The sequence below is a fragment of the Mesorhizobium sp. 113-3-9 genome (assembly GCF_016756515.1).
GTDB lineage: Bacteria > Pseudomonadota > Alphaproteobacteria > Rhizobiales > Rhizobiaceae > Mesorhizobium.
Window position 1 is genome coordinate 4840089 of the sequence record NZ_AP023246.1, and the last position, 23157, is coordinate 4863245.

A 23157-nucleotide genomic window follows, 5' to 3' on the forward strand; every position below is an offset into this window, starting at 1 on the left:
CGCCGATCGAGCGCGTCGGTGGCGCCGCTCAACGTCAGTCCTCCGCGTTCTGCTCGTCGAAGCCGATCAGGTTCCAGCTCTGGCGCATATGCGGCGGCATCGGCGCGGTGACATCGATGACGCCCTTGTCCGGGTGCGGAATGATGATGCGGCGCGCGTGAAGATGCAGTCGGTTTTGAATGCCGCCCGGAAAGTCCCAGTTGGTGTCGGCCTCGAAATATTTCGGGTCGCCGATGATCGGGCAGCCGATATAGGCGGCGTGCACACGAAGCTGATGGGTGCGGCCGGTATAAGGCTCCATCTCCAGCCAGGTCATGGTCTGCGCCGCCTGCTCGATGATGCGGTAGTAGGATACGGCGTGATCGGCGCCCTTTTCACCATGCGCGGCAATGCGCACCCGGTCGCCGTCGGGCGTTGGTTCCTTGATTAGCCAGGTCGAGATCTTGTCCTCGCGCTTGGGCGGCACGCCCTTGACCAGGGCCCAGTAGGTTTTCTTCGTTTCGCGGGCGCGGAACGCCTCGGACAGCTTCATCGCGGCGAGCCTTGTACGTGCGACGACCAGCACGCCCGACGTGTCGCGGTCGAGCCGATGAACCAGCCGCGGCTTCTCACCCTTCTGGTTGCGCCAGGCTTCCAGCATGTCGTCGACATTGCGGGTGACGCCCGAACCGCCCTGCACCGCAAGGCCCGCCGGCTTGTTGAAGACGAAAACCTTCGGGTCCTCATGGATAAGCATTTTCGCCAGAACGTCGGCATCGCCCTGGTTGCGGATCGAATGACCGGTCAGCGCGCTTTCACCCTTCTTGTCGACCTCGAGCGGCGGGATACGCACCACCTGGCCAGGCTCGACACGGCTGTCGGCCTTGACGCGGCCGCCATCGACGCGGATCTGGCCGGAGCGCAGCAGCTTCTGCAAATGGCCAAAACCAAGGCCCGGAAAATGGGTCTTGAACCAGCGATCGAGCCGCATGCCCGCCTCGCCGGCCTCCACCGTGATCTGTTCAACGCCTGCCATTTTTTCTTCGCTTACCCGTTTCCAAAGCAGGGCTCGGCCTGCGCTTGGCGCGGCAATAGCATTAAGGCAGGCTTCTTGCGAGCCAAAGACCCAAAAACAGGGCGATGATGGCGCCAATGACGCTGGCCAGCGCATATCCAAACGCCGGCAGCGTGGCTCCCCGTTCCCACAGCGTGGCGAAATCGAGCGAAAAGGCGGAAAAAGTGGTGAAGCCGCCCAAGATTCCGGTGGCGACAAATAGCCTGACTTCGTTCGGCCCGCCGCGGCGCGCCATGATGGCGATGAACAGACCCATGGCAAAGGAGCCAAGGATGTTGATCGCCATCGTGCCCCAGGGATAGTTGGGGCCGACCAGGCGCAGCGCGCCCATGTTGGTGAGATGGCGGATGCCGGCGCCGATGCCGCCGCCGACGACAACAAGAAGCAGATTGAACATCGCCGTTTACTGCCCTTGCGAGGGCGGCGGCGTCAACCCGTCAAGCCCCTGACGGCATCTCCGGAACGGCACAGATGGTCGAGCGCGTCAGGAACCGCCTCTCGCGCCCATTGTCGAGCGAGAACATGCCACCCCTGCCCGGCACGACGTCGATGGTAAGGTCGGTGTGCTTCCACACTTCATATTGCGAAGCGCTGATGTAGACCGGCGTTTCGCCGATCTCGCCCAGCATGACGTCATTGTCGCCGACGATGAAGTCGCTGCGGGGATAGCACATTGGCGAGGAGCCGTCGCAACAGCCGCCCGATTGATGAAACAGCACCGGGCCGTGGTCGGCGATGATCTCCGCCAGGAAGGCAATGGCTTCCGGCGTGGCCGAGACTTTTCCGAGTGAAATCTTGTCGGACATGCCGTCCTCCTCCATCCCCAAACCATCCGAGGCGCGACTGATAGAGCCACGCCTCGGATCACGCATGATCCCCCCGGGGGGATCATGCGCCGCCTCGGGAGGCAATCAGAAGAAACCCAGCTTTTTCGGGCTGTAGCTGACCAGCATGTTCTTGGTTTGCTGATAGTGGTCGAGCATCATCTTGTGGTTTTCCCGTCCGATGCCGGACTGCTTGTAGCCACCGAAAGCCGCGTGCGCGGGATAGGCGTGGTAGCAGTTGGTCCAGACACGGCCGGCCTGGATGGCGCGGCCGAAGCGGTAGCAGCGGTTCGCGTCACGGCTCCAGATACCGGCGCCGAGGCCATAGAGCGTGTCATTGGCGATCGACAATGCCTCGTCGTCATCCTTGAAGGTCGTCACCGAGACCACCGGCCCGAAAATCTCCTCCTGGAAGATACGCATCTTGTTGTGGCCCTTGAACACGGTCGGCTTGACGTAATAGCCGCCGGCCAGATCGCCCGGCAGATGGTTCTGTTCGCCGCCGGCAAGCACTTCGGCGCCTTCCTTGCGGCCGATGTCGAAGTAGCTCAGGATCTTTTCCAGCTGTTCGCTCGATGCCTGTGCGCCGATCATGGTTGCCGGATCGAGCGGGTCGCCCTGGACGATCGCCTCGACCCGCTTCAATGCCTTTTCCATGAACTTGTCGTAGATCTTCTCATGCACCAGCGCGCGGCTGGGACAGGTGCAGACCTCGCCCTGGTTCAGCGCGAACATGACGAAGCCTTCGATGGCCTTGTCGAAGAAGTCGTCATCTTCCGCGGTCACGTCCTGGAAGAAGATGTTGGGCGACTTGCCGCCGAGTTCCAGTGTCACCGGGATGAGGTTCTGGCTGGCGTACTGAGAGATCAGCCGGCCCGTCGTGGTTTCGCCGGTGAAGGCGATCTTGGCGATGCGGTTCGATGAAGCGAGCGGCTTGCCGGCCTCGAGGCCAAAGCCGTTGACGATGTTGAGCACACCATCCGGCAACAGGTCGCCGATCAGGTCCGCCCACAGCATGATGGTGGCGGGTGTCTGTTCGGCCGGCTTCAGCACCACGCAGTTGCCGGCGGCAAGTGCCGGCGCCAGTTTCCACACCGCCATCAACAGCGGGAAGTTCCAGGGAATGATCTGACCAACGACGCCAAGCGGCTCATGGAAATGATAGGCGACGGTGTCGTGGTCGATCTCCGAGATGCCGCCTTCCTGGCTGCGTACGGCACCGGCAAAATAGCGGAAATGGTCGATGGCCAGCGGCAAGTCGGCCGCGGTCGTCTCGCGGATCGGCTTGCCATTGTCCCAGGTTTCGGCAAGCGCCAGGAGGTCGAGATTGTCTTCCATGCGATCGGCGATGCGGTTGAGGATCAGCGCGCGGGCGGCGGCGCTGGTCCTACCCCACGCGTCCTTGGCCTTGTGCGCGGCATCAAGTGCCGCCTCGATGTCCCTGGCGTCCGAGCGAGCGATTTCGCCCAGCGGCCGGCCGGTCACCGGCGATATGTTCTCGAAATATTTTCCGGAAAGCGGGGCAACCCATTTGCCGCCGATGTAATTGTCATAACGCTTGGCGAAGGGAACCTTGGCCGTGCGGGAAAATTCCACCTTGTTCATTGTCTTCCTCCCAAGTGGCAGCGTCACGGGATGTGGCGCGTCGTTGGGAAGAGTCGCGGACGGGGTCAGCTTTGTCAGCCCCGGCTCCGGCATCCGCCAGCGCGGACTGTCGCAGATCTGCGACAGTCACGGGCTCAAAGCTCAGTGCGGACGGCGGATGCCGAAGCGGGCAAGCTTGCGGTGCAGGGTCGCCCGCGAAATGCCGAGGCTGCTGGCAGCCGCCGACACATTACCCTCGGCGCGCGCCATGGCCCTCTGGACCACGCCGCGCTCGGCTTCGTCCAGATCTTCCGCCGCCCTGGCCAAGTTGCCCAAAATGTCCGCGGCAGGGAGACCCCTGGCCAGGATCTGCTGGGTGATGCCGAGGCCAAGGCGGGCCGAGCGTGTTGCGCCGATCACCAAATCATCGCCATTGACGGCGATCAATGCGCTGGCGCTGCGCTCGGCGACCGGTGCCAGCAGGATGCGAGCGTCTGAAAACACCAGGCGGAAATTCTCGGCCTCGATGCGACGCGCGGCGTCACCCACCGCGATGGCGATCAGGTTGACGAAGCCTTCGGTCAGGTCCGACCGGCAAGATGACACATCGAGGGCGGCCGCCAGATTGCCTTCATGATCGTAGATCGGCGCCGTGGTGCAACTGAGCAATGTGTTGCGCGAAAAGAAATGCTGGTCGCGGTGGATGGTGAGGGCGCGCTGATCGGCAAGACAGGTGCCGATGCCATTGGTACCCTCGGAGTCCTCGCTCCATACCGTGCCCGTCCACAACCCCCACTCGTCGAACGTGTCGTCATCCGCAACGGCGCCGCGGCGCTCGACAGGAATGCCGTCACGGTCCGCAAGCAGCACACAGCAACCAACGCCGCCCACGGCGAGGTAGAGACGATCGAGGCTCGCATCCGCGGCGCGCAGCAGCGGCTCTATGCGTTGCCGGGCCTTGCTCAACTCGCTTTTGGTGAGACGCTGCGGCGCCTTTCGTTCGGCTGGATCGAGGCCGTGCAATGTGAGCGAGCGCCGCCAGGACGCAACCAGCGCCGAACGCGCTGCATCGCTGCCGGCGATGGCCGCCTGGATGAAATCCGCATGATGAACCGTAGGCTGCCGTCCGCTCACCTTATCCTCCAAAGGCGATTGTCGCTTCCAACCCGAGCTGCGTTATATCCACTCAGATATATCCGCAGTATGGAGTTGTAGGCACCGAAGCCCGGCGACGCTATTGGACGATGGTGCAACAGACGAAAAAGGCGGCCTGTGCCCGAAACCGCCAAGATGCTCGTCACCAGTCAGGCGTTGCCCAGCCCGGATACTTTTTCCTGAACTCACTGTAGAGGGCATCGACTTCGGCTCTGCTGACCGGGCGCACCCGCTCGTAGAGGTAACCGGTAACGCCGGACAATTGATATTCCGCGATACGCTTGTATGCAGCCCCGATGCCTTTTCCCTCGACAATGTACTGGTTCGGAATCGTGACGCAGATCTGGGCACCCGGTTGCAGATGGGTAACCGGACGGTCCGTCACGACAACGTATCTGGATTTCAATGCGTCCGGTTGGAACTGATCGCGACTGTCCACCTGGCAAATCCATCCGACATGGGTAACAAGATCCCGCTTCATGCCGAACAAGAGTGCGTCGCTCATCACAGGACCCGAGGCAAACACCGAAAACCGGTCCTCCGGTCCCATCCTGGCGATGAGGTCATCGATCAGGCGCCGGTACTCGGGGAGATTGTCGAGGTGAAGCGGAAGCGTGGCTTCCCTGGCGAAGACGAAGCCGACCGGCGACAACAACTGACGGCCAGCGGGAAAAAACGTGCCCAGAAACGCAAGTCCGGCAACAACGGCCATGGTGGCGGCCGACCATCGCGATTTCAGTGCCGGCGCGGAGACGATCGAAACGATCGCCTGGGCATAGGCGGGAAAGAGCCACAGCAACATCGGTAGAGAATGATGCCGTTCGGGATCCTGTGTCCGGATAAAGATCAGGAAGGTGAGCCCGGCGGCGATGGCACAGAGCAAGGAAAATCTGTTGCCGCGCACAACAGAGATGTAGAGGCCTGCTATGACCAACGCCCAGTTCAGATAGCTGAGCCGGGAGCCTATTCCACCAAGTTGGTTGACAAAGGTCGTCCTGTATCCGCTGTAAAGGTCGGCGTAGCTGGTTCCCAGGATCTTGGCGATCAGCGGCAGTTGGAAGCTTAACGCTGTCGCGGCAATAAGGAAAATCGCACACACGCCGCCCAACACAGCGTTCCGGAAGGCCGGCAAATCCCGATCCCTTGCGATCTGCAGCAGACCCAGCAAGGCCGCGGAAACGGTGATCCCTATTGCGGCGTAGGCGTACCAGCGGCGCAGCATGAACGCCAACCACAGGCACGCGCCTACAGATATTCCGCTTATCACCGGTTCGCGGGTCAGGAACTTGGATTTCCAGAGGAAATAGGTTGCCGCGGTCAAAGCGAGACAGCCGGCGACGTCAGGCAATCCACGAAGCGTCGGCGCCCAGAACGGAGTATACAGGAAGGCTGCGATCCAGACGGCGACCCAACCTCGGGAGGGTGTCTCGGAGACCGCCTCCAGATAGCTTATTCTGCCTATGAAAAGCACCGCCGGGACCAGGTACACCGCGACTATTCCAGCGACGAAGGAAAGCCTTGAACCGCCGAAAGCGAGGTGAAACGGCATCAGGGGCACCAGGATCGCCACGCCGTAATCTTCCGTCGCGATGGAGGTGCTCAATTGGCTCAGCCATTTGGAAGGGCTCTCGACCAGGAGGGCGCCTTGCTGGTTGAACATGTTGAAGTAGGCGGCGAAGTCCCAGTAGTAGACGGACTCTTCGAGATTTATGTATGCAGCGCTGAGGGCAAGCCCAAACAACACGGTGCATAGGTAGGTACCCGTCCAGAATCCGAAGATTTTGTTCTTTGTCACTTGAGACCGCCAAGGAAGGAAGAGACAGAAACGCGGAACCAACGCCGAAGTCGTCCCCTGACGCCGCCAGGAGCCGCTCCGGCGAATCTTGTGACAAGATTCATATAATGAATTGTTGAGAGCCCATGGGCCGACGCCAAATGAGCTGATGCTTAAGTACCCACGCAGCAAGCATGGAGAACGCCAATAACCAGCGATCCGCAAAGCAGCCGGCAGAGATGCTTGCTTGCAAACTGCTGCCGGCTACGTTGACGTATTGTCAGTTCAGGTGGTTTCCACCTTCTTCGGCTTGGTCGAGCCGATCATTTTCCAGTTCTTGTAGAACATCGAATTGATGCGCTCGACACTGACCGACACGACGGCGAGCATGCAGGCGATGAGTCTTGGGAACGGGGACGGCCTGATGATGTCCATGAACACGCAGTACCGGCGGCCGTCATATTCGTTGACCGAGCGATGCAGCAGCGTATCGTCGAAAATGAACTGCGGATTGTCGTACCAATAGTTCTTGACGTTGCCGCATTCGACGAAGATTTCCGCCTTCACAGGGATCAGATTGTAGAGGATGCGCAGGCTGAGCCGCAGCGGCCCGAAGTGCCAGGAGGTCGATTCGCGCTTGCTGAAAACGGAAACGGCGATGGTCTTGATGTATTTGAAATCCTTGTTGAATTCGGCGACGTTGTCTATTTTGTGCTTGCCGTACCATTGATAGACATACATGCCGCGCCGACCGGCGCCGAAATTGGCATCGATATCGGCAATGATCTCGTCCTTGCGCGCCTTGAAGATGTCCAGGACCTCGTTGACCTCGCGCTGATAATCGTCCGGAAACTGCTCCAGCTTCCACACGCCGGGGTTCCGGTAGCACAGGAGATCAACCAGCAGGTTGAACGGCGAAAGCAGCCAGGTGAAGAGGCCGTTGCCAAGGAAATAACCGCTGAACAGCGCCAGATCCTTCCTGTCGTTGCGCAGCACGTCGATCAGCCCGCAGACGATGAAGATCGTCGTGAGGATGGGGATGAAGTAAAAGCCAAGGGCGAGAAGTGGGATGGCGATGGCGAATTTGCGAAGGGATTTGCGAAGGGTTTTTGTCATTTTTCCACGCGCGGAGCGCGATCCTGTTGCGAATGAGTGTGCCAAATCTCGGCAACGGCCACCGCCCGACCGTGCGCCTTGATAAGATTTTTTGGGTCGCCGCACAACGCCACGACTGCGTGGCCTGGCAGCTGCCTGGTGGAATTTGCCAGACTTCGGTCAATGAACCGCTGGGGTCAATGCACCGCCGGCAAGCCGAACTCGTCCCATTTCTCCCTGGCCACGGGATCGCCGACCAGGAACTCAAAGCCGATGACGCTTTCGCCGTCTTGCGCGAGCTGGCATTTGAACTTGAGGTTATACCAGTTTTTGCGACTGCGGAAAGCCGCGCCATCCGCGACGATCGTGGTGCCGCGGACCCTCTCCTCGGCCGTTGCGTAAGGCACGACGCGCTCCGGCTGAAAGTCCGCGCGCCATCGCCGTATCTGGTCCATGGCTTCGAGATTGCACAACTGCACCATGCGCTCGTCGGAAGCGAAGGTCGCAAGATCGGCGCGCGCCTGACGGCTGCGCGGATCGGCGAGCGTCTTACCCGACAGCATTTCGGTCGGCCGGATCATGGCCGGCGCGGTGGGTGGTTGAGTTTGAGGAGGAGCACTCGGCGGTGGTGATGGCGCTGGCGCCTCTGGTGCCGAAGGTCTTGCTGGCGCTGGCGATGGCCTTGTCGACGCCTCGAACTGCTGGGGCGTCAGAATGCCGACCGACACCCGCTCCTCTTCCAGCCGCTTCGGCAGCTTCGGCAGCGGCATGAGAGCCAGCGTCGCGGCAAGCAGCGCGTGGAGAACGACGGAGGTCGAGATACCCCATGGCGAGGCCTCGCTTCGAAGCGTGACGACCACCGGGCCGCGCAAAGTCAGCTAGCCCCGTTCCTTGCGCAGCTTTGCCCAGTAGTCGAGCCGCTTCCTGATGTCGCGCTCGAAACCACGCTCGGGTGGATCGTAGAACGTCTGGCGGCCCATCTTCTCCGGAAAATAGTCCTGGCCCGAAAAAGCGTCCGGCTCATCATGATCGTAGCGATAGCCCGCGCCGTAATCCTCTTCCTTCATCAGCTTGGTCGGCGCGTTGAGGATGTGCTTTGGCGGCAGCAGCGAACCATGCTCCTTGGCAGCGCGCGTAGCTGCCTTGAAGGCGGTGTAGACGGCGTTGGATTTGGGCGCTGTGGCGAGATAGACAGTGGCCTCGGCAAAGGCCAGTTCGCCCTCAGGCGAGCCCAGATAGTCATAGGCGTCCTTGGCGGCATTGGCAACGACCAGCGCCTGCGGATCGGCAAGGCCGATGTCCTCCATCGCCATGCGCACCAGCCGGCGGCCGAGATAGAGCGGATCCTCGCCGGCATCGAACATGCGCGCGAGATAGTAGAGCGCGGCGTCCGGGTCCGAGCCGCGCACCGACTTGTGCAGCGCCGAGATCAGATTGTAGTGGCCGTCCTGGCCCTTGTCGTAGATCGGCGCGCGGCGCTGGACGATACGCTGCAGCCCTTCGGGATCGAATATCTCGCCAGGTTTGGCTGCGCGCCAGACTTCCTCGGCGAGTGTCAGCGATGCGCGTCCGTCGCCGTCGCTCATGCGGATCAGCATTGCCCGCGCCTCGTCGTCGAGTGGAAGCGCCCTGCCCTCCGTGGCCTCCGCGCGCGTCATCAGCTTGGCGATGCTCTCCTCACCGAGTGAATGAAAGACCATGACGCGCGCGCGCGACAGCAAGGCGGCATTCAATTCGAAGGACGGGTTCTCGGTTGTGGCGCCGACCAGAACGACCGTCCCATCCTCCATGACAGGGAGAAACGAATCCTGCTGGGCACGGTTGAAGCGGTGGATCTCGTCGACGAAAAGCAGGGTCTGGCGGCCGTTGGCGCGGCGCAGCTTCGCCGCCTCGAACACTTTCTTGAGGTCGGCGACGCCGGAAAAGACCGCCGATATCTGCTCGAAGGCCAGGCTGGTTTCGCCGGCAAGCAGCCTCGCCACCGTGGTCTTGCCGGTGCCCGGCGGCCCCCAGAAGATCATCGAGCCCAGCGAGCCGGAGCCGATCAGCCGGGTCAGCGCGCCATCGGGGCCGGTCAGATGCTCCTGGCCGACGACCTCGCCAAGATTTCTGGGCCGCAGCCTGTCAGCCAGCGGCCGTCCAGGCGGCGCCTTTTCCGGTTCATCGACGCTGAACAGATCGGCCATTTATGTCTTCAGGTTGGAGCACGACCGCTCGGGCCGAACTCAGTAACGCAACACCTGGCGCAGTATCTGCCCGCCGCGCTCGACGGTAAAGCGCCACCAGCGCGTATCCTGCTGGGCTACCTGCGCCAGCGTCGCGGCGGTGTCGATGGTGGTGCCGTTGACCTCGCGCACGATATCGCCCGGCTGGAAGCCGAAATCGGCGGCCGGCGAATCGCGATTGATATCGATCACCGTCACGCCTTTGAGATCTGTACGCAGGCCGAGCTTCTGGGCAAGCCGCGGCGAAAGTTCGGCGACCTTGGCACCCGAAAACGGGCTGCGGCCATGCAGCGTCACTTCCGACGCCTTCGCACCTTCCGGCGCACGCTCCAGCGCGATATCCATCGCCGCCTGCTGGCCCTTGGTCAGGATCGCGAAATTCGCCTTGGTGCCGATCGACAGCGTCGCCATGCGATAGTCCAGCGCCGCGATGCTCTCGACCGGCTTGCCGTTGATCTGCATCACGACGTCACCGGGCTTCAGCCCTGCCTTGCCGGCGGGTCCCGCCGCGTCGACCGACGAGACCAGCGCCCCGGTCGGCTTTTCCATGCCGAGCGATTCGGCGATCTGCGGAGTCACCGCTTCGAACTCGGCGCCGATATAGGGCCGTTCGAAGAAATCGAGCCCGGCCTTGGCGGCGTCGGCGAAGGCCCGCACCATGTTGGCGGGGATGGCGAAGCCGATGCCGATCGAACCGCCGCTGCGGCTGTAGATGGCTGTGTTGATGCCGACCAGTTGGCCACCCATGTTAATGAGCGCGCCACCCGAATTGCCAGGATTGATAGCGGCGTCGGTCTGGATGAAATAGCCCGAATCCGAGACGCCGATATGGCTGCGGGCAAGTGCGGAAACGATGCCGCTGGTGGTGGTCTGGCCGACGCCGAAGGGGTCGCCGATGGCCAGCACCAGGTCGCCGACCTCAAGCGCGTCGGAATCGCCGATGGCGATGACCGGGAACGGCTTGTCGGATTCGATCTTGAGCACGGCGAGATCGAGTGTCTCGTCCTTGAGCATTATCTTGCTGGCGAATTCGCGCCCGTCGGCGGTCGCCACCTTGACCTCATCGGCATCCTTGATGACGTGGAAATTGGTGACGATGACACCGCTCGGATCGACAAGCACGCCCGAGCCGAGCGAGGACTGCGCCCGCGGCTGCGCGCGGCCGAAAAACTCCTCGAAGAACGGATCGCCTTCAAAAGGCGACGTGACCTTGGCCGTCTGTGAAGCATAGACATTGACCACGGCCGGCGCGGTCTGCTTGACCAGCGGCGCGAACGAAAGCTGCACCTCCTCGCGGCCGAACGGCACGCGCTTGTCGGGCCCAGAGGTGGCATTCTCGCCTTCAACGCCATGCAACAGATCGGTCAACACGTCCGACAGGCCCGGATCCGCGGGCTTGGCGGCGTCTTCGGCCAGCGCCTGCCGGACTGCCGGTGCGGCTGCGACCACCATGAAGGCGAAGAGCAGAACAAAGGACAGTCTTTTGGCGCGCATTCGCGAATCCTCCAAGGCGAGTTCGGGCGCATTGTCCCGACGATTGTGCAAAATGAAAGGCTAAGCCGCTGAAATCCGATTATTTTCGCGCCAGAGGATCTTTATGTGCGCGCCTCGACGCAGGCAGAACATGAAAAAGGGGCCCGCAGGCCCCTTCAATTCATTCCGGAAAGACGGTGCCTTATGCGGCCGCGGCTTCCGCGTCGGTGCCTTCGGCTTCGAGGCGGGCGCGGTCGCCGGCGCCCTTGGCCGAGATGTCGCGATCGACGAACTCGATGACGGCCATCGCGGCATTGTCGCCGTGACGGAAGCCCGCCTTCATGATGCGCAGGTAGCCGCCGTTGCGGTTGGCGTAGCGCGGGGCGATGGTGTCGAACAGGCGCTTGACGACGCCTTCATTGCCGATCTGCGCGATCACCTGCCGGCGGGCGTGCAGGTCACCGCGCTTGCCGAGCGTCACCAGCTTCTCGACGATCGGACGCAGGTCCTTCGCCTTCGGCAGGGTGGTGACGATCTGCTCGTGCTCGAGCAGCGACACGGCGAGGTTGGCGAACATCGACTTGCGATGGCTAATGCTGCGGGCGAAGCGGCGGCCTTTGAAACCGTGGCGCATGGCTCTTTTCCTTCTTCAGTTGTTCAAGAGGCCAAGGCCTCTGATGGTTTTCCGCATGACCGTCGGATCGAGCGGCTCACGCCGCCGATCCTTGGAATTCATGCTCAATATTGGTCTTCGTAACGCTTGGCGAGGTCTTCGATGTTTTCCGGCGGCCAGTCCGGCACTTCCATGCCGAGATGCAGGCCCATCGCAGCCAGGACTTCCTTGATCTCGTTCAGCGACTTGCGGCCGAAGTTCGGGGTGCGCAGCATCTCGGCTTCGGTCTTCTGGATGAGATCGCCGATGTAGACGATGTTGTCGTTCTTCAGGCAGTTGGCCGAACGCACCGAAAGCTCGAGTTCGTCGACCTTCTTGAGCAGCGCCGGGTTGAAGGCGAGCTCGGTGACGGCTTCCGCCGCGACTTCCTTCTGCGGCTCGTCGAAGTTGACGAACAGGCCAAGCTGGTCCTGCAGGATGCGGGCGGCGAATGCCACCGCGTCCTCGCCGGAGATCGAGCCATCGGTCTCGATGGTCATGGTCAGCTTGTCGTAGTCGAGAACCTGGCCCTCGCGGGTGTTTTCGACCTTGTAGGAGACCTTCTTGACCGGCGAGTAGAGGCTGTCGACCGGGATCAGGCCGATCGGCGCGTCCTCGGCGCGGTTGCGCTCGGCCGGCACGTAGCCCTTGCCGGTGTCGACGGTGAATTCCATGCGGATTTCAGCGCCTTCGTCCAGCGTGCAGATGACGTGGTCGGGATTGAGGATCTCGACATCGCCAACCGTCTGGATGTCGCCGGCGAGAACCGCACCCGGGCCCTGCTTGCGAACGACCATGCGCTTGGGGCCGTCGCCTTCCATGCGGATGGCGATTTCCTTGATGTTCAAGACGATGTCGGTCACGTCCTCGCGCACACCGGCGATGGACGAGAATTCATGCAGAACGCCGTCGATCTGCACGGCGGTAACGGCCGCACCGCGCAGCGAAGACAGAAGCACGCGGCGCAGCGCGTTGCCGAGAGTGAGGCCAAAGCCACGCTCGAGCGGCTCGGCGACCAGCGTGGTCAGCGTCTTCTTCTTCGACGAGAACTCGATCTTGTTCGGCTTGATCAGTTCCTGCCAATTTTTCTGGATCATGATGCTTTCCTTCCGTTGACCCACCACCATCCAATCGTGGCGGGCGACCTGGAATGCCGCGGAGGAGCGCCGTTGAGGCGCTCACGCGGCGTTCGATAATTGCTTAGACGCGGCGCTTCTTGCGCGGGCGGCAGCCATTGTGCGGAATCGGCGTCACGTCACGGATGGAAGTGATGGTGAAGCCGGCCGCCTGCAGGGCGCGCAGTGCCGATTCACGACCGGAGCCAGGTCCGCAGACCTCGACCTCGAGCATGCGCATGCCGTGTTCCTGGGCCTTCTTGGCAACGTCCTCGGCAGCCATCTGGGCAGCGAACGGGGTCGACTTGCGCGAACCCTTGAAGCCCTGGGCACCGGCCGACGACCAGGCAATCGAATTGCCCTGCGCGTCGGTGATGGTGATCATCGTGTTGTTGAAGGTCGAATTGACGTGGGCAACGCCCGACGAGATATTCTTGCGTTCGCGACGGCGAACACGAGCGGCTTCCTTGGCCATGATAGTCCTTTCAGTTGATCTCTACACCGCCGTAATGCCAGCGGCTCCACCTAGGAGAAGGCAGTAGGGGAATATGGCAGTAGGGCAGTATGTCTGCCGTTCCTATTGCCTTACTGCCCTACTCCCTTACTGCCCTAAATTACTTCTTCTTGCCGGCGATCGACTTGGCCGGGCCCTTGCGGGTACGCGCATTGGTATGCGTGCGCTGGCCGCGAACCGGCAGCGAGCGGCGGTGACGCAGGCCACGGTAGCAGCCGAGGTCCATGAGACGCTTGATGTTCATCGACACTTCGCGGCGCAGGTCGCCCTCGACCTGGTAGTCGCGGTCGATGGTCTCGCGGATCTGCAGCACTTCCGCGTCGGTCAGCTGGTTGACGCGGCGCTCGGCCGGGATGCCGACCTTGTCGACGATCTCCTGGGCGAACTTCTTGCCAATGCCGTGAATGTACTGAAGCGCGATGACGACGCGCTTGTTGGTCGGAATGTTGACGCCGGCTATACGAGCCATGTTCTTCTCTGCTCCATCTGGGCCGGCCAACCTTCAAAACAAGGAAGACCCGGCGCTGTCAAAGTTGCCCCGCGTCCGGTGGAGGCCGGCCCTTGCGGGAGTTTCCAGTTCAAAGCGACTGCCTTGCCCTTGCGGACAAGCAAAGTTCGCACCTGATAGGAAGACGGGCCGCCATACCGCAGCGGACCGCCCCCGTCAAGCTTAATCTTTAAATTCCCTTACCGTGCCTTGGCGGCCGCTGCCAGAACAGCTTCGATCTCGGTGGTCACCGCATCGATGCTGGCCATGCCGTCAACGGTCTTCAGCTTGCCCTTGGCGTAATAGTAGCCGGTCAGCGGAGCGGTCTTCTTGTAGTACTCGCGCAGACGCTCTTCGAACACCGCCGGATTGTCGTCCTTGCGCACCGGCTGGCCGGCGGCCTTGGCATCCTCGGCACGCTTGACGATGCGGCCGACCAGGGCCCTGTCGTCGACGACCAGTTCGATGACCGTGTCGAGGCCGATGCCACGTTCGGAAAGCATCTGATCAACCGCATCGGCCTGCACCAGCGTGCGCGGATAGCCATCGAGGATGAACCCCTTGGCGCAATCGGCCTGATCGATCCGCTCGGCAACGATCGCGTTGACGATGGCATCCGACACCAGTTCACCGGCATCCATCACCGCCTTGGCACGCTTGCCGACCTCGGTTCCGGCCTGGACGGCGGCACGCAGCATATCGCCCGTCGAGAGCTGGGGTATGCCGTGTTTTTCTACCAGTCTTTGTGCTTGTGTCCCCTTGCCCGCTCCTGGCGGCCCAAGCAAAATCAACCTCATCTGGCTTTCTTCCCCCCGCGCAGCTTCGACTTCTTGATCAGGCCTTCATACTGGTGCGCAATCAGGTGACCCTGAATCTGCGCGACCGTATCGAGCGTGACACTGACCACGATCAGAAGCGATGTGCCACCAAGGTAGAATGGTACGCCAGTCGCCGAGATCAGGAACTCCGGCAGCAGGCACACCAGCACCAGGTAGATGGCGCCGACGACGGTGATGCGGGTGAGAACGTAATCGATATAATCGGCGGTGCGCTCGCCCGGACGATAGCCCGGGATGAAGCCCGAATGCTTCTTGAGCTGATCGGCGGTGTCCTTCGGGTTGAAGACAATCGCTGTGTAGAAGAAGGCGAAGAAAACGATCATCGCCGCATAAAACAGCATGTAGAGTGGCTGGCCGTGGCCAAGCGAAGCCAGGATGGTGCTTGCCCAGGCCGGCATGTTGGTCGTCTGCGAGAAGCCGGCGATGGTAGCCGGCAGCAAGAGCAGCGACGACGCGAAGATCGGCGGAATGACGCCCGACGTGTTGAGCTTCAGCGGCAAATGCGAGGTATCGCCCTGGAACATGCGGTTGCCGACCTGCCGCTTCGGATACTGGATCAGCAGGCGGCGCTGGGCGCGCTCGAAGAACACGATGAGCGCGATGACCACGATGGCCAGAACGATGATCGCCAGGATCAGACCGGTCGACAGGGCGCCGGTGCGGCCGAGTTCCAGCGTGCCGGAGATGGCATGCGGCAGGCCTGCGACGATGCCGGAGAAGATGATCAGCGAAATACCGTTGCCGATGCCGCGCGCGGTGATCTGCTCGCCGAGCCACATCAGGAACATGGTGCCGCCGACCAGCGTGACGACGGTCGAGATGCGGAAGAACATGCCGGGATCGCTGACGATCCCGTTACCGCCCTCCAGGCCCACCGAAATGCCATAGGCCTGCACAAGCGCCAAAAGCACGGTGCCGTAGCGCGTGTACTGGTTGATGACCTTGCGGCCTTGTTCGCCTTCCTTCTTCAGCGCTTCCAGCGACGGGATGACCGAAGTCATCAGCTGCATGATGATGGAGGCGGAGATGTAGGGCATGATGCCGAGCGCGAAGATCGCCATGCGCTGCACGGCGCCGCCCGCGAACATGTTGAACATGCCGAGCACGCCCTTGCTCTGCGAGGAGAAAGCCTGGGCGAAGGCGTCGGGGTTGATTCCGGGAAGCGGGATGTAGGTGCCGAGACGATAGACGAGCAACGCGCCGATGGTGAACCAGATGCGTTTCTTCAGGTCCTCCGCCTTGGCGAAGGCCGAGAAATTCAGATTCGAGGCTAGTTGTTCAGCAGCCGAAGCCATGCCTGATTCTCCGCTTGGTAACGCTTGATGGCCCGTGAGGTCAGGCGGTGCGTTTCACCGAAGCTCACGAGATAAGCTCCGGGCTGTAAACATGCAAGCGGCCGCGTTGACGCGGCCGCCTAATTGAGCAGGTCAAAGCGCAATCGTGAGCAAAAACTGGGTCCCGCTCTTGCCGATCGCGCTTCAAATCGCCGTTACTCGGCAGCTGCCTTTTCCGGCAACTTGACCGAGCCGCCGGCCTTCTCGATCTTCTCGATCGCGGCCTTGGAGGCGCCGGCCACGTCGAAGGCGAGCTTTGCCTTGAGCTCGCCGTCGGACAGCACGCGCACGCCATCCTTGACGCGGCGGATGACGCCGGCGGCGACAAGCGCCTCGGCCGTCACGGTTGCCTTGGCGTCAAGCTTCTTGGCGTCGACGGCTTGCTGGATACGGGCCAGCGAGACGACAACGAAGCTCTTGGCGAAGAGGTTGTTGAAGCCGCGCTTCGGCAGGCGCCTGTAGAGCGGCATCTGGCCACCCTCGAAGCCATTGATGGCGACGCCGGAGCGTGCCTTCTGGCCCTTGACGCCGCGACCGGCGGTCTTGCCCGAGCCGGAACCGATGCCGCGGCCGAGACGCTTCTTGGAGTGCGTCGCGCCGTCCTTGTCACGCAGATCGTTGAGTTTCATCTGGGTTCTCCTGCGCTTTGGCTCAGCCCTCGTCCACGACGCGGACGAGATGCTGAACGGCGGCGATCATGCCGCGCACGGAAGGCGTATCTTCCAGCGTGCGCTGCTTGTGCATCTTGTTGAGGCCGAGGCCGACCAGCGTCGCGCGCTGTTCCTTCGGACGGCGGATCGGCGAACCGATCTGCTCAACGGTGATGGTCTTGGTTGCTTTCTTGGCCATGGTCAAAATCCCTGGTCAGTCGACTATTCTTCAGCCGCTACGGCGGTGCCGCGGCGGGCCTGAAGGGTCGAATACTTGATGCCGCGAGCGGCAGCGACATCCTTGGGATGCATCTGGCTCTTCAGCGCGTCGAAGGTGGCGCGAACCATGTTGTAGGGGTTCGACGACCCCATCGACTTGGCGACCACGTCATGCATGCCGAGCGTCTCGAAGACGGCGCGCATCGGGCCGCCGGCGATGATGCCGGTACCCTGCTTGGCGGCACGCAGAAGAACGCGTCCGGCGCCCCAGCGTCCCTCGACGTCGTGGTGCAGCGTGCGGCCCGAGCGCAGCGGCACGAAGATCATGTCGCGCTTTGCGGACTCGGTTGCCTTGCGGATCGCTTCCGGCACTTCGCGCGCCTTGCCGTGACCAAAGCCGACGCGGCCCTTCTGGTCGCCGACGACGACGAGTGCGGCGAAACCGAAGCGACGGCCACCCTTGACGACCTTGGCGACGCGATTGATGTGGACCAGCTTGTCCACCATGCCGTCGTCGCGCTCTTCACGCTCGCGGCCGCGGCCGCCTTCCCTACGTTCCTGTGCCATATCCTGTTCCTTGTTCTTTTCCGGAAGCACGGGTTGATGATTGTCGACGCCACTTTGGGTCGCCGACGGTGAAAGAATCAGAAGCTGAGACCGCCTTCGCGAGCAGCTTCAGCCAGGGCCTTGACACGGCCGTGATAGATGTACGGGCCGCGGTCGAAGACGACTTCCTTGACGCCGGCCTTGGTCGCGCGCTCGGCGATCAGCTTGCCGATCGCGGCGGCGGCAGCGGTATCGGCGCCGGTCTTGAGCGAACCCTTGAGGTCCTTCTCGAGCGTCGAGGCAGCGGCGATGGTGTGGCCCTTGGCGTCGTCGATCACCTGCACATAGATGTTCTTCGAGGTGCGGTGGACCGACAGACGCGGACGCTCGCCGGCGACCTTCCTGATCTGACGACGGACGCGCTGCGCGCGGCGCTGCGTGGATTCCTTGGTACCCATGATGGTCTTCCTTGCCTTCAAAAAACGGAGGCCGCCATGTGCGGTAGGCGAAAGCGCCTCCCGCGACCGCTCCCCGCGGCGTTACACTTCCCTGGCTTGGCCCTTTCCGAAAAGTCCGAGACTTTTCAGGGCCAGGCCCACTACTTCTTCTTGCCTTCCTTGCGGACGATCTTCTCGCCAGCGTAGCGGACACCCTTACCCTTGTAGGGCTCGGGACCGCGGTATTCGCGGATCTCGGCAGCCACCTGACCAACCTGCTGCTTGTCGATGCCGGCCACTGTGATCTCGGTCGGCTTCGGCACGGTGATGGTGATGCCGGCCGGCGTCTCGTAGACCACGTCATGGCTGAAGCCAAGTGCCAGCTGCAGGTTTTTGCCCTGAAGCGCGGCGCGGTAGCCGACGCCGGTGATCTCGAGCTTCTTCTCGAAGCCGTCCTTCACGCCCTGCAGGATGTTGACGATCTGCGTGCGCGACATGCCCCACTTGGAGCGGGCGGTCTTGGTCTGGTCGCGCGGCTGGACAGCGATCTCGCTGCCTTCCATCTTGACCAGGACTTCGTCGTTCACCACGAACTTCAGCTCGCCCTTGGGGCCCTTCGCCGTAACGGTCTGGCCGTTGACGGTCGCGGTCACGCCCTGCGGCAGCGAAACGGGTTTCTTTCCAATACGAGACATTTTTTTGTCCTCGTCACTTCTCTTGTTTCAGGTCTCTGTCTTCGGAACGATCCGAAGACCGGATTCCACTTTGCGCTCAGCTGCCAGATCAGAAGATCTGGCAGAGAATCTCGCCGCCGACGTTCTGTTCGCGTGCTTCGTGATCGGCCATCACGCCCTTCGGCGTCGAAAGGATGGCGATGCCGAGGCCGTTGGCGACGTGCGGGATCGACTTGGCCGAGACGTAAACGCGGCGGCCCGGCTTCGAGACGCGGGCGATTTCGCGCACGACCGGGGCGCCGTCGAAATACTTCAGCTCGATTTCGATTTCGGACTTGCCGTTGTCGAAGTCGGTCTGGCTGTAGTCGCGGATATAGCCTTCAGCCTTCAGCACGTCGAGGACGCGGGTGCGCAGACGCGAGGCCGGCGTCGAGACACTCGACTTCTTGCGGCCATAGGCGTTGCGGATGCGGGTCAGCATATCGCCGAGAGGATCGCTCAATGACATGTTATGTCCTCCTTACCAGCTCGACTTGACCAGGCCCGGGATCTGGCCGTTATTGCCGAGATCACGAAGCGCGATGCGCGATACTTTGAGCTTGCGATAGTAGGCACGCGGACGGCCGGTGACTTCGCAGCGGTTGCGGATGCGGATCTTGGCCGAGTTGCGCGGCAGGGCAGCAAGCTTGAGCTGAGCGCGGAAGCGCTCTTCCATCGGCTTGGACTGATCCATGATGATCGCCTTCAGGGCAGCGCGCTTGGGACCGTACTGGTCGGCAAGCTTGCGGCGCCTGTTGTTCTTCTCGACTGAGCTGGTCTTTGCCATTTCAGATTTTTCCTTTTCTCGCTGCCGTTACTGGCGGAAGGGGAAGTTGAAGGCCTTGAGCAATGCCCTGGCTTCGTCGTCCGTCTTCGCAGTCGTACAAACGATGACGTCCATGCCCCAGATCTGATCAACCTTGTCGTAGTTGATCTCCGGGAACACGATGTGCTCCTTGATGCCCATGGCGTAGTTGCCACGGCCATCGAAGCTCTTGGGGTTCAGTCCGCGGAAGTCGCGGACGCGCGGCAGCGCGATGTTCACGAGGCGGTCGAGGAACTCGTACATACGTTCCTTGCGCAGCGTGACCTTGGCGCCGATCGGCATGTTCTCGCGGACCTTGAAGCCAGCGATCGAATTGCGGGCGCGGGTGACGACGGCCTTCTGGCCGGCGATCAGCGCCAGATCTTCGGCCGCAACCGACGGCTTCTTGGAGTCGGCGGTCGCTTCGCCAACACCCATGTTCAGCACGATCTTGTCGAGGCGCGGAACCTGCATGTTGTTGTCGTAGCCGAACTGCTCCTGCAGCGCCTTGCGGATGGTCTCGTTGTAGACCTGCTTGAGGCGCGGCGTGTTGGTGGCAGTCGCCTGCTTGGTTTGAGCCTTAGCCATTGATGACTTCTCCCGAGCGCTTGGCGACGCGCACCTTCTTGCCGTCCTTCTGGAAGATGAAACCGACGCGGGTCGGCTTGCCATCCTTGGGGTCGGCCAGCGCGATGTTCGACAGCTGGATCGGCGCTTCCTTGGTGATGATCCCGCCCTCCTGGGACTGGGACTGCTTCTGGTGACGACGGATCATGTTGACGCCGCGCACCAGCGCGGTGTCATCCTTCGGCTGAACCGAGAGGACTTCGCCCGAACGGCCCTTGTCCTTGCCGGCCAGCACGACGACCTTGTCGCCTTTTCTAATCTTTTGCATTGGTCCGGCTCCTTACAGCACTTCAGGCGCGAGCGAGATGATCTTCATGTGGTTCTTGGCGCGGAGTTCGCGCGGAACCGGTCCGAAGATACGCGTGCCGATCGGCTCTTTCTTGTTGTCGACGAGAACGGCCGCGTTCTTGTCGAAACGGATCACGCTGCCGTCCGGGCGGCGGATGTCCTTGGCCGTGCGAACCACGACCGCCTTCATCACATCGCCCTTCTTAACGCGGCCGCGCGGAATGGCTTCCTTGATGGACACCACGATGATGTCGCCCACGGAAGCGTATTTCCGCTTCGAGCCGCCCAGCACCTTGATGCACATGACACGACGCGCGCCGGAATTATCCGCCACGTCGAGGTTTGTTTGCATCTGAATCATGACTGGCCGCCTTCTTCTTTTCTAACGGGACGGGCTCTTCACCCCTCCCCGGTCTGTCCAAAATTCGTTTGTTTACGCCTGGTCCGAAGACACAACGATCCAGCGCTTATCCTTGGAAATCGGCTTCGATTCCTGGATGAACACCTGATCGCCAACCTTGTGGGCGTTGTTCTCGTCGTGCGCCTTGTACTTCTTGGTCATGCGCACGGTCTTCTTCATCACGGGATGCGTGAAGCGCCGTTCGACCTTGACGACAACCGTCTTCTCGTTCTTGTCGCTGACGACGGTGCCCTGCAGAATGCGCTTTGGCATGGTTTTCGTCCTTAAGCCTTCTTGGCCGCGGACTTTTCCGCAGCGATGGTCTTGATACGCGCAATGTCCTTGCGGACCTGCCTCACGCGCGCGGTCTTCTCGAGCTGGCCGGTGGCCTTCTGGAAGCGCAGGTTGAACTGCTCCTTCTTCAGGCTGGCCAAATCGTCGGTCAGCTGGTCCTGGGTCTTGGTCCGGATGTCTTCGGCTTTCATGATCAGCCCGTCCTTATTCTGCGATGCGCTGTACGAAGCGCGTCCTGACCGAGAGCTTGGCCGCGCCGAGACGCAGCGCCTCACGGGCGGTTTCTTCACTGACGCCGTCGATCTCGAACATGATACGGCCCGGCTTGACGCGCGCCGCCCAGTAGTCGACGGCGCCCTTGCCCTTGCCCATGCGGACTTCGGTCGGCTTCGACGTGACCGGCAGATCCGGGAAAATACGGATCCAGACGCGGCCAGCGCGCTTCATTTCGCGAGTGATCGCGCGGCGGGCCGCCTCGATCTCACGCGCGGTGACGCGGTTCGGCTCAAGCGCCTTCAGCCCGAAACCACCGAAATCCAGGTTGGTGCCGCCCTTTGCGGTACCATGGATACGGCCCTTGAACTGCTTGCGGAACTTTGTGCGCTTTGGCTGCAGCATCGTTCTAACTCCAAATTCCTAAATGTCTCAGGCGTTTTCGCGACGACGACCGCGTTCGCGATCACCACCACCGCCGTGCGCAGCATCACCCTCGGTCGCGCGACGTTCCGAAGCCATCGGATCGTGCTCGAGGATCTCGCCCTTGAATACCCAGACCTTGACGCCGCAGATGCCATACGCCGTATTCGCCTCGGCCGTGCCGTAGTCGACATCGGCGCGCAGCGTGTGCAGCGGCACGCGGCCTTCGCGGTACCACTCCATGCGGGCGATTTCAGCGCCGCCAAGACGGCCGGAGCAGTTGATGCGGATGCCTTCGGCACCGAGGCGCATCGCCGACTGCACGGCGCGCTTCATGGCGCGGCGGAACGCGATACGGCGCTCGAGCTGCTGGGCGATCGACTGGGCGACCAGGGTCGCATCGATTTCCGGCTTGCGCACTTCGACGATGTTGAGGTGCGTCTCGGACTTCGTCATCTCCATCAGCTTCTTGCGAAGCTTCTCGATGTCGGCGCCCTTCTTGCCGATGATCAGACCCGGGCGCGCGGCATGGATGGTGACGCGGCACTTCTTGTGCGGGCGCTCGATCACGACCTTGGAGATCGCGGCCTGCTTGAGTTCCTTCTCAAGATACTTGCGGATCTTGATGTCCTCATGCAGCAGCTTGCCGTACTCGCCGGTGTTCGCGAACCAGCGCGAATCCCAGGTGCGGTTGATGCCGAGGCGAAGACCGATCGGATTGACTTTCTGGCCCATTATGCGGCCTCCCCTTTTTCTTCGACTTCACGAACAACGATCGTGAGGTGCGAGAACGGCTTCTCGATACGGCTGGCGCGACCACGGCCACGAGCGTGGAACCGCTTCATGACAATCGACTTGCCGACATAGGCTTCCGCCACCACCAGCGCATCGACATCGAGGTCGTGGTTGTTTTCCGCGTTGGCGATCGCCGATTCCAGCGTCTTCTTGACCGTGCCGGAAATCCGCTTGGCCGAGAATTCGAGGTCGGAAAGCGCTGTCGCGACCTTCTTGCCGCGGATCAGCGCGGCAACGAGGTTCAGCTTCTGCGGGCTGATACGGATCGTGCGCAACACGGCGCGCGCTTCGTTATCAGCAAGCCTGCGCGGAGCTTTGGCCTTGCCCATGATTATTTCCTCTTCGCCTTCTTATCCGCGCCGTGACCGTAATAGGTCCGCGTCGGAGCGAATTCACCGAACTTATGACCGACCATGTCCTCGTTCACCGAAACGGGAACATGCTTCTGGCCGTTATAGACACCGAAGGTGAAGCCGACGAACTGCGGCAGGATGGTGGAGCGACGGCTCCACATCTTGATCACCTCATTGCGACCACCTTCACGAACCTTGTCCACCTTCTTGAGAAGGTAGCCGTCGATGAAGGGGCCTTTCCAAATAGAACGAGTCACTTGGCGTTACCT

Annotated in this window: 32 protein-coding genes; all 32 read right to left on the reverse strand. The window is 61.8% G+C overall.

Features of this window, described 5'->3' with window-relative positions; all coding sequences use genetic code 11:
* Positions 1 to 34: 34 nt before the first annotated feature.
* Complete coding sequence (locus MesoLj_RS23635) at positions 35 to 1015, reverse strand: RluA family pseudouridine synthase (RefSeq protein WP_140773904.1); 981 nt, start codon at positions 1013 to 1015, stop codon at positions 35 to 37.
* Positions 1016 to 1076: 61 nt separating this feature from the next.
* Entirely contained in the window at positions 1077 to 1451 is a 375-nt protein-coding gene (gene crcB, locus MesoLj_RS23640; protein ID WP_140773905.1) for a fluoride efflux transporter CrcB, read from the reverse strand.
* A gap of 40 nt (positions 1452 to 1491) precedes the next feature.
* Positions 1492 to 1860, reverse strand: a complete 369-nt coding sequence (locus MesoLj_RS23645) for a DUF779 domain-containing protein (RefSeq protein WP_202322783.1) — start codon at positions 1858 to 1860, stop codon at positions 1492 to 1494.
* Positions 1861 to 1965: 105 nt separating this feature from the next.
* Positions 1966 to 3483, reverse strand: coding sequence for an aldehyde dehydrogenase (adh, locus tag MesoLj_RS23650; protein ID WP_202322784.1), 1518 nt, complete (start codon positions 3481 to 3483; stop codon positions 1966 to 1968).
* Between the two features lie 141 nt (positions 3484 to 3624).
* Positions 3625 to 4596 (reverse strand): helix-turn-helix domain-containing protein, encoded by a 972-nt coding sequence (locus MesoLj_RS23655; protein ID WP_202322785.1) that lies wholly within the window; start codon positions 4594 to 4596, stop codon positions 3625 to 3627.
* A gap of 163 nt (positions 4597 to 4759) precedes the next feature.
* The gene (locus tag MesoLj_RS23660; protein WP_202322786.1) at positions 4760 to 6412 is read right to left on the reverse strand and encodes a hypothetical protein; all 1653 of its coding nucleotides are present in this window, start codon (positions 6410 to 6412) and stop codon (positions 4760 to 4762) included.
* Positions 6413 to 6676: 264 nt separating this feature from the next.
* A complete protein-coding gene (locus tag MesoLj_RS23665) occupies positions 6677 to 7507 on the reverse strand; it encodes an aspartyl/asparaginyl beta-hydroxylase domain-containing protein (RefSeq protein WP_202322787.1) in 831 nt (276 codons plus the stop codon).
* Between the two features lie 176 nt (positions 7508 to 7683).
* On the reverse strand, positions 7684 to 8358 hold the full coding sequence (locus tag MesoLj_RS36390) for a DUF930 domain-containing protein (RefSeq protein WP_244735152.1): 675 nt from the start codon (positions 8356 to 8358) through the stop codon (positions 7684 to 7686).
* A 6-nt stretch (positions 8359 to 8364) separates the two neighbouring features.
* Positions 8365 to 9672 carry a replication-associated recombination protein A gene (locus MesoLj_RS23675; RefSeq protein WP_140773911.1) on the reverse strand — a complete coding sequence of 436 codons (1308 nt, stop codon included), beginning with the start codon at positions 9670 to 9672 and terminating at the stop codon, positions 8365 to 8367.
* Between the two features lie 39 nt (positions 9673 to 9711).
* Positions 9712 to 11205 carry a DegQ family serine endoprotease gene (locus MesoLj_RS23680; RefSeq protein WP_202322788.1) on the reverse strand — a complete coding sequence of 498 codons (1494 nt, stop codon included), beginning with the start codon at positions 11203 to 11205 and terminating at the stop codon, positions 9712 to 9714.
* Between the two features lie 181 nt (positions 11206 to 11386).
* Positions 11387 to 11818, reverse strand: a complete 432-nt coding sequence (gene rplQ, locus MesoLj_RS23685) for a 50S ribosomal protein L17 (protein WP_140773913.1) — start codon at positions 11816 to 11818, stop codon at positions 11387 to 11389.
* 104 nt (positions 11819 to 11922) lie between these two features.
* Positions 11923 to 12933 (reverse strand): DNA-directed RNA polymerase subunit alpha, encoded by a 1011-nt coding sequence (locus tag MesoLj_RS23690; RefSeq protein WP_006205443.1) that lies wholly within the window; start codon positions 12931 to 12933, stop codon positions 11923 to 11925.
* A gap of 103 nt (positions 12934 to 13036) precedes the next feature.
* Complete coding sequence (gene rpsK, locus MesoLj_RS23695; protein ID WP_006205444.1) at positions 13037 to 13426, reverse strand: 30S ribosomal protein S11; 390 nt, start codon at positions 13424 to 13426, stop codon at positions 13037 to 13039.
* 139 nt (positions 13427 to 13565) lie between these two features.
* Positions 13566 to 13934, reverse strand: coding sequence for a 30S ribosomal protein S13 (rpsM, locus tag MesoLj_RS23700; protein WP_006205445.1), 369 nt, complete (start codon positions 13932 to 13934; stop codon positions 13566 to 13568).
* Positions 13935 to 14152: 218 nt separating this feature from the next.
* Positions 14153 to 14749 carry an adenylate kinase gene (locus MesoLj_RS23705; RefSeq protein WP_202322789.1) on the reverse strand — a complete coding sequence of 199 codons (597 nt, stop codon included), beginning with the start codon at positions 14747 to 14749 and terminating at the stop codon, positions 14153 to 14155.
* Positions 14746 to 16086, reverse strand: a complete 1341-nt coding sequence (gene secY, locus MesoLj_RS23710; RefSeq protein WP_056568050.1) for a preprotein translocase subunit SecY — start codon at positions 16084 to 16086, stop codon at positions 14746 to 14748. Before secY ends, MesoLj_RS23705 begins: the two co-directional genes overlap by 4 nt.
* 194 nt (positions 16087 to 16280) lie before the next feature.
* Complete coding sequence (gene rplO / locus MesoLj_RS23715) at positions 16281 to 16754, reverse strand: 50S ribosomal protein L15 (RefSeq protein WP_056568053.1); 474 nt, start codon at positions 16752 to 16754, stop codon at positions 16281 to 16283.
* A gap of 22 nt (positions 16755 to 16776) precedes the next feature.
* On the reverse strand, positions 16777 to 16974 hold the full coding sequence (rpmD, locus tag MesoLj_RS23720; protein WP_006205449.1) for a 50S ribosomal protein L30: 198 nt from the start codon (positions 16972 to 16974) through the stop codon (positions 16777 to 16779).
* Positions 16975 to 16997: 23 nt separating this feature from the next.
* Complete coding sequence (gene rpsE / locus MesoLj_RS23725) at positions 16998 to 17561, reverse strand: 30S ribosomal protein S5 (RefSeq protein WP_032933400.1); 564 nt, start codon at positions 17559 to 17561, stop codon at positions 16998 to 17000.
* Between the two features lie 77 nt (positions 17562 to 17638).
* Complete coding sequence (gene rplR, locus MesoLj_RS23730) at positions 17639 to 17998, reverse strand: 50S ribosomal protein L18 (protein WP_010909284.1); 360 nt, start codon at positions 17996 to 17998, stop codon at positions 17639 to 17641.
* 140 nt (positions 17999 to 18138) lie between these two features.
* Positions 18139 to 18672, reverse strand: coding sequence for a 50S ribosomal protein L6 (rplF, locus tag MesoLj_RS23735; RefSeq protein WP_013895694.1), 534 nt, complete (start codon positions 18670 to 18672; stop codon positions 18139 to 18141).
* 88 nt (positions 18673 to 18760) lie between these two features.
* Positions 18761 to 19159 (reverse strand): 30S ribosomal protein S8, encoded by a 399-nt coding sequence (gene rpsH, locus MesoLj_RS23740; protein ID WP_006205453.1) that lies wholly within the window; start codon positions 19157 to 19159, stop codon positions 18761 to 18763.
* A gap of 12 nt (positions 19160 to 19171) precedes the next feature.
* Positions 19172 to 19477 (reverse strand): 30S ribosomal protein S14, encoded by a 306-nt coding sequence (gene rpsN / locus MesoLj_RS23745; RefSeq protein WP_010909282.1) that lies wholly within the window; start codon positions 19475 to 19477, stop codon positions 19172 to 19174.
* A 27-nt stretch (positions 19478 to 19504) separates the two neighbouring features.
* Complete coding sequence (gene rplE / locus MesoLj_RS23750) at positions 19505 to 20083, reverse strand: 50S ribosomal protein L5 (RefSeq protein WP_140773915.1); 579 nt, start codon at positions 20081 to 20083, stop codon at positions 19505 to 19507.
* Positions 20076 to 20390 carry a 50S ribosomal protein L24 gene (rplX, locus tag MesoLj_RS23755; protein ID WP_006205456.1) on the reverse strand — a complete coding sequence of 105 codons (315 nt, stop codon included), beginning with the start codon at positions 20388 to 20390 and terminating at the stop codon, positions 20076 to 20078. Before rplX ends, rplE begins: the two co-directional genes overlap by 8 nt.
* Positions 20391 to 20402: 12 nt before the next feature.
* On the reverse strand, positions 20403 to 20771 hold the full coding sequence (gene rplN / locus MesoLj_RS23760) for a 50S ribosomal protein L14 (RefSeq protein WP_006205457.1): 369 nt from the start codon (positions 20769 to 20771) through the stop codon (positions 20403 to 20405).
* Positions 20772 to 20843: 72 nt separating this feature from the next.
* Positions 20844 to 21083, reverse strand: a complete 240-nt coding sequence (rpsQ, locus tag MesoLj_RS23765; protein ID WP_010909280.1) for a 30S ribosomal protein S17 — start codon at positions 21081 to 21083, stop codon at positions 20844 to 20846.
* 11 nt (positions 21084 to 21094) lie between these two features.
* Positions 21095 to 21295 carry a 50S ribosomal protein L29 gene (gene rpmC / locus MesoLj_RS23770; RefSeq protein ID WP_006205459.1) on the reverse strand — a complete coding sequence of 67 codons (201 nt, stop codon included), beginning with the start codon at positions 21293 to 21295 and terminating at the stop codon, positions 21095 to 21097.
* A gap of 13 nt (positions 21296 to 21308) precedes the next feature.
* A complete protein-coding gene (rplP, locus tag MesoLj_RS23775) occupies positions 21309 to 21722 on the reverse strand; it encodes a 50S ribosomal protein L16 (protein ID WP_010909279.1) in 414 nt (137 codons plus the stop codon).
* 27 nt (positions 21723 to 21749) lie between these two features.
* Positions 21750 to 22475, reverse strand: coding sequence for a 30S ribosomal protein S3 (gene rpsC, locus MesoLj_RS23780; protein WP_010909278.1), 726 nt, complete (start codon positions 22473 to 22475; stop codon positions 21750 to 21752).
* The gene (gene rplV, locus MesoLj_RS23785) at positions 22475 to 22864 is read right to left on the reverse strand and encodes a 50S ribosomal protein L22 (protein ID WP_010909277.1); all 390 of its coding nucleotides are present in this window, start codon (positions 22862 to 22864) and stop codon (positions 22475 to 22477) included. The genes rpsC and rplV overlap by 1 nt, the downstream gene beginning before the upstream one ends.
* Before the next feature lie 2 nt (positions 22865 to 22866).
* Positions 22867 to 23145: a 30S ribosomal protein S19 gene (gene rpsS / locus MesoLj_RS23790; RefSeq protein ID WP_006205463.1), complete on the reverse strand. Its 279-nt coding sequence runs from the start codon at positions 23143 to 23145 to the stop codon at positions 22867 to 22869.
* Positions 23146 to 23157 lie beyond the last annotated feature (12 nt).

Excerpts from the sequence above, each read along its gene's own strand:
- MesoLj_RS23635 (WP_140773904.1), bottom strand. The coding sequence starts at position 1,015 with ATGGCAGGCGTTGAACAGATCACGGTGGAGGCCGGCGAGGCGGGCATG.
- crcB (WP_140773905.1), bottom strand. The coding sequence starts at position 1,451 with ATGTTCAATCTGCTTCTTGTTGTCGTCGGCGGCGGCATCGGCGCCGGC.
- MesoLj_RS23645 (WP_202322783.1), bottom strand. The coding sequence starts at position 1,860 with ATGTCCGACAAGATTTCACTCGGAAAAGTCTCGGCCACGCCGGAAGCC.
- adh (WP_202322784.1), bottom strand. The coding sequence starts at position 3,483 with ATGAACAAGGTGGAATTTTCCCGCACGGCCAAGGTTCCCTTCGCCAAG.
- MesoLj_RS23665 (WP_202322787.1), bottom strand. The coding sequence starts at position 7,507 with ATGACAAAAACCCTTCGCAAATCCCTTCGCAAATTCGCCATCGCCATC.
- MesoLj_RS23675 (WP_140773911.1), bottom strand. The coding sequence starts at position 9,672 with ATGGCCGATCTGTTCAGCGTCGATGAACCGGAAAAGGCGCCGCCTGGA.
- MesoLj_RS23680 (WP_202322788.1), bottom strand. The coding sequence starts at position 11,205 with ATGCGCGCCAAAAGACTGTCCTTTGTTCTGCTCTTCGCCTTCATGGTG.
- rplQ (WP_140773913.1), bottom strand. The coding sequence starts at position 11,818 with ATGCGCCACGGTTTCAAAGGCCGCCGCTTCGCCCGCAGCATTAGCCAT.
- MesoLj_RS23690 (WP_006205443.1), bottom strand. The coding sequence starts at position 12,933 with ATGATCCAGAAAAATTGGCAGGAACTGATCAAGCCGAACAAGATCGAG.
- rpsK (WP_006205444.1), bottom strand. The coding sequence starts at position 13,426 with ATGGCCAAGGAAGCCGCTCGTGTTCGCCGTCGCGAACGCAAGAATATC.
- rpsM (WP_006205445.1), bottom strand. The coding sequence starts at position 13,934 with ATGGCTCGTATAGCCGGCGTCAACATTCCGACCAACAAGCGCGTCGTC.
- MesoLj_RS23705 (WP_202322789.1), bottom strand. The coding sequence starts at position 14,749 with ATGAGGTTGATTTTGCTTGGGCCGCCAGGAGCGGGCAAGGGGACACAA.
- secY (WP_056568050.1), bottom strand. The coding sequence starts at position 16,086 with ATGGCTTCGGCTGCTGAACAACTAGCCTCGAATCTGAATTTCTCGGCC.
- rplO (WP_056568053.1), bottom strand. The coding sequence starts at position 16,754 with ATGAAACTCAACGATCTGCGTGACAAGGACGGCGCGACGCACTCCAAG.
- rpmD (WP_006205449.1), bottom strand. The coding sequence starts at position 16,974 with ATGGCCAAGAAAGCAACCAAGACCATCACCGTTGAGCAGATCGGTTCG.
- rpsE (WP_032933400.1), bottom strand. The coding sequence starts at position 17,561 with ATGGCACAGGAACGTAGGGAAGGCGGCCGCGGCCGCGAGCGTGAAGAG.
- rplR (WP_010909284.1), bottom strand. The coding sequence starts at position 17,998 with ATGGGTACCAAGGAATCCACGCAGCGCCGCGCGCAGCGCGTCCGTCGT.
- rplF (WP_013895694.1), bottom strand. The coding sequence starts at position 18,672 with ATGTCTCGTATTGGAAAGAAACCCGTTTCGCTGCCGCAGGGCGTGACC.
- rpsH (WP_006205453.1), bottom strand. The coding sequence starts at position 19,159 with ATGTCATTGAGCGATCCTCTCGGCGATATGCTGACCCGCATCCGCAAC.
- rpsN (WP_010909282.1), bottom strand. The coding sequence starts at position 19,477 with ATGGCAAAGACCAGCTCAGTCGAGAAGAACAACAGGCGCCGCAAGCTT.
- rplE (WP_140773915.1), bottom strand. The coding sequence starts at position 20,083 with ATGGCTAAGGCTCAAACCAAGCAGGCGACTGCCACCAACACGCCGCGC.
- rplX (WP_006205456.1), bottom strand. The coding sequence starts at position 20,390 with ATGCAAAAGATTAGAAAAGGCGACAAGGTCGTCGTGCTGGCCGGCAAG.
- rplN (WP_006205457.1), bottom strand. The coding sequence starts at position 20,771 with ATGATTCAGATGCAAACAAACCTCGACGTGGCGGATAATTCCGGCGCG.
- rpsQ (WP_010909280.1), bottom strand. The coding sequence starts at position 21,083 with ATGCCAAAGCGCATTCTGCAGGGCACCGTCGTCAGCGACAAGAACGAG.
- rpmC (WP_006205459.1), bottom strand. The coding sequence starts at position 21,295 with ATGAAAGCCGAAGACATCCGGACCAAGACCCAGGACCAGCTGACCGAC.
- rplP (WP_010909279.1), bottom strand. The coding sequence starts at position 21,722 with ATGCTGCAGCCAAAGCGCACAAAGTTCCGCAAGCAGTTCAAGGGCCGT.
- rpsC (WP_010909278.1), bottom strand. The coding sequence starts at position 22,475 with ATGGGCCAGAAAGTCAATCCGATCGGTCTTCGCCTCGGCATCAACCGC.
- rplV (WP_010909277.1), bottom strand. The coding sequence starts at position 22,864 with ATGGGCAAGGCCAAAGCTCCGCGCAGGCTTGCTGATAACGAAGCGCGC.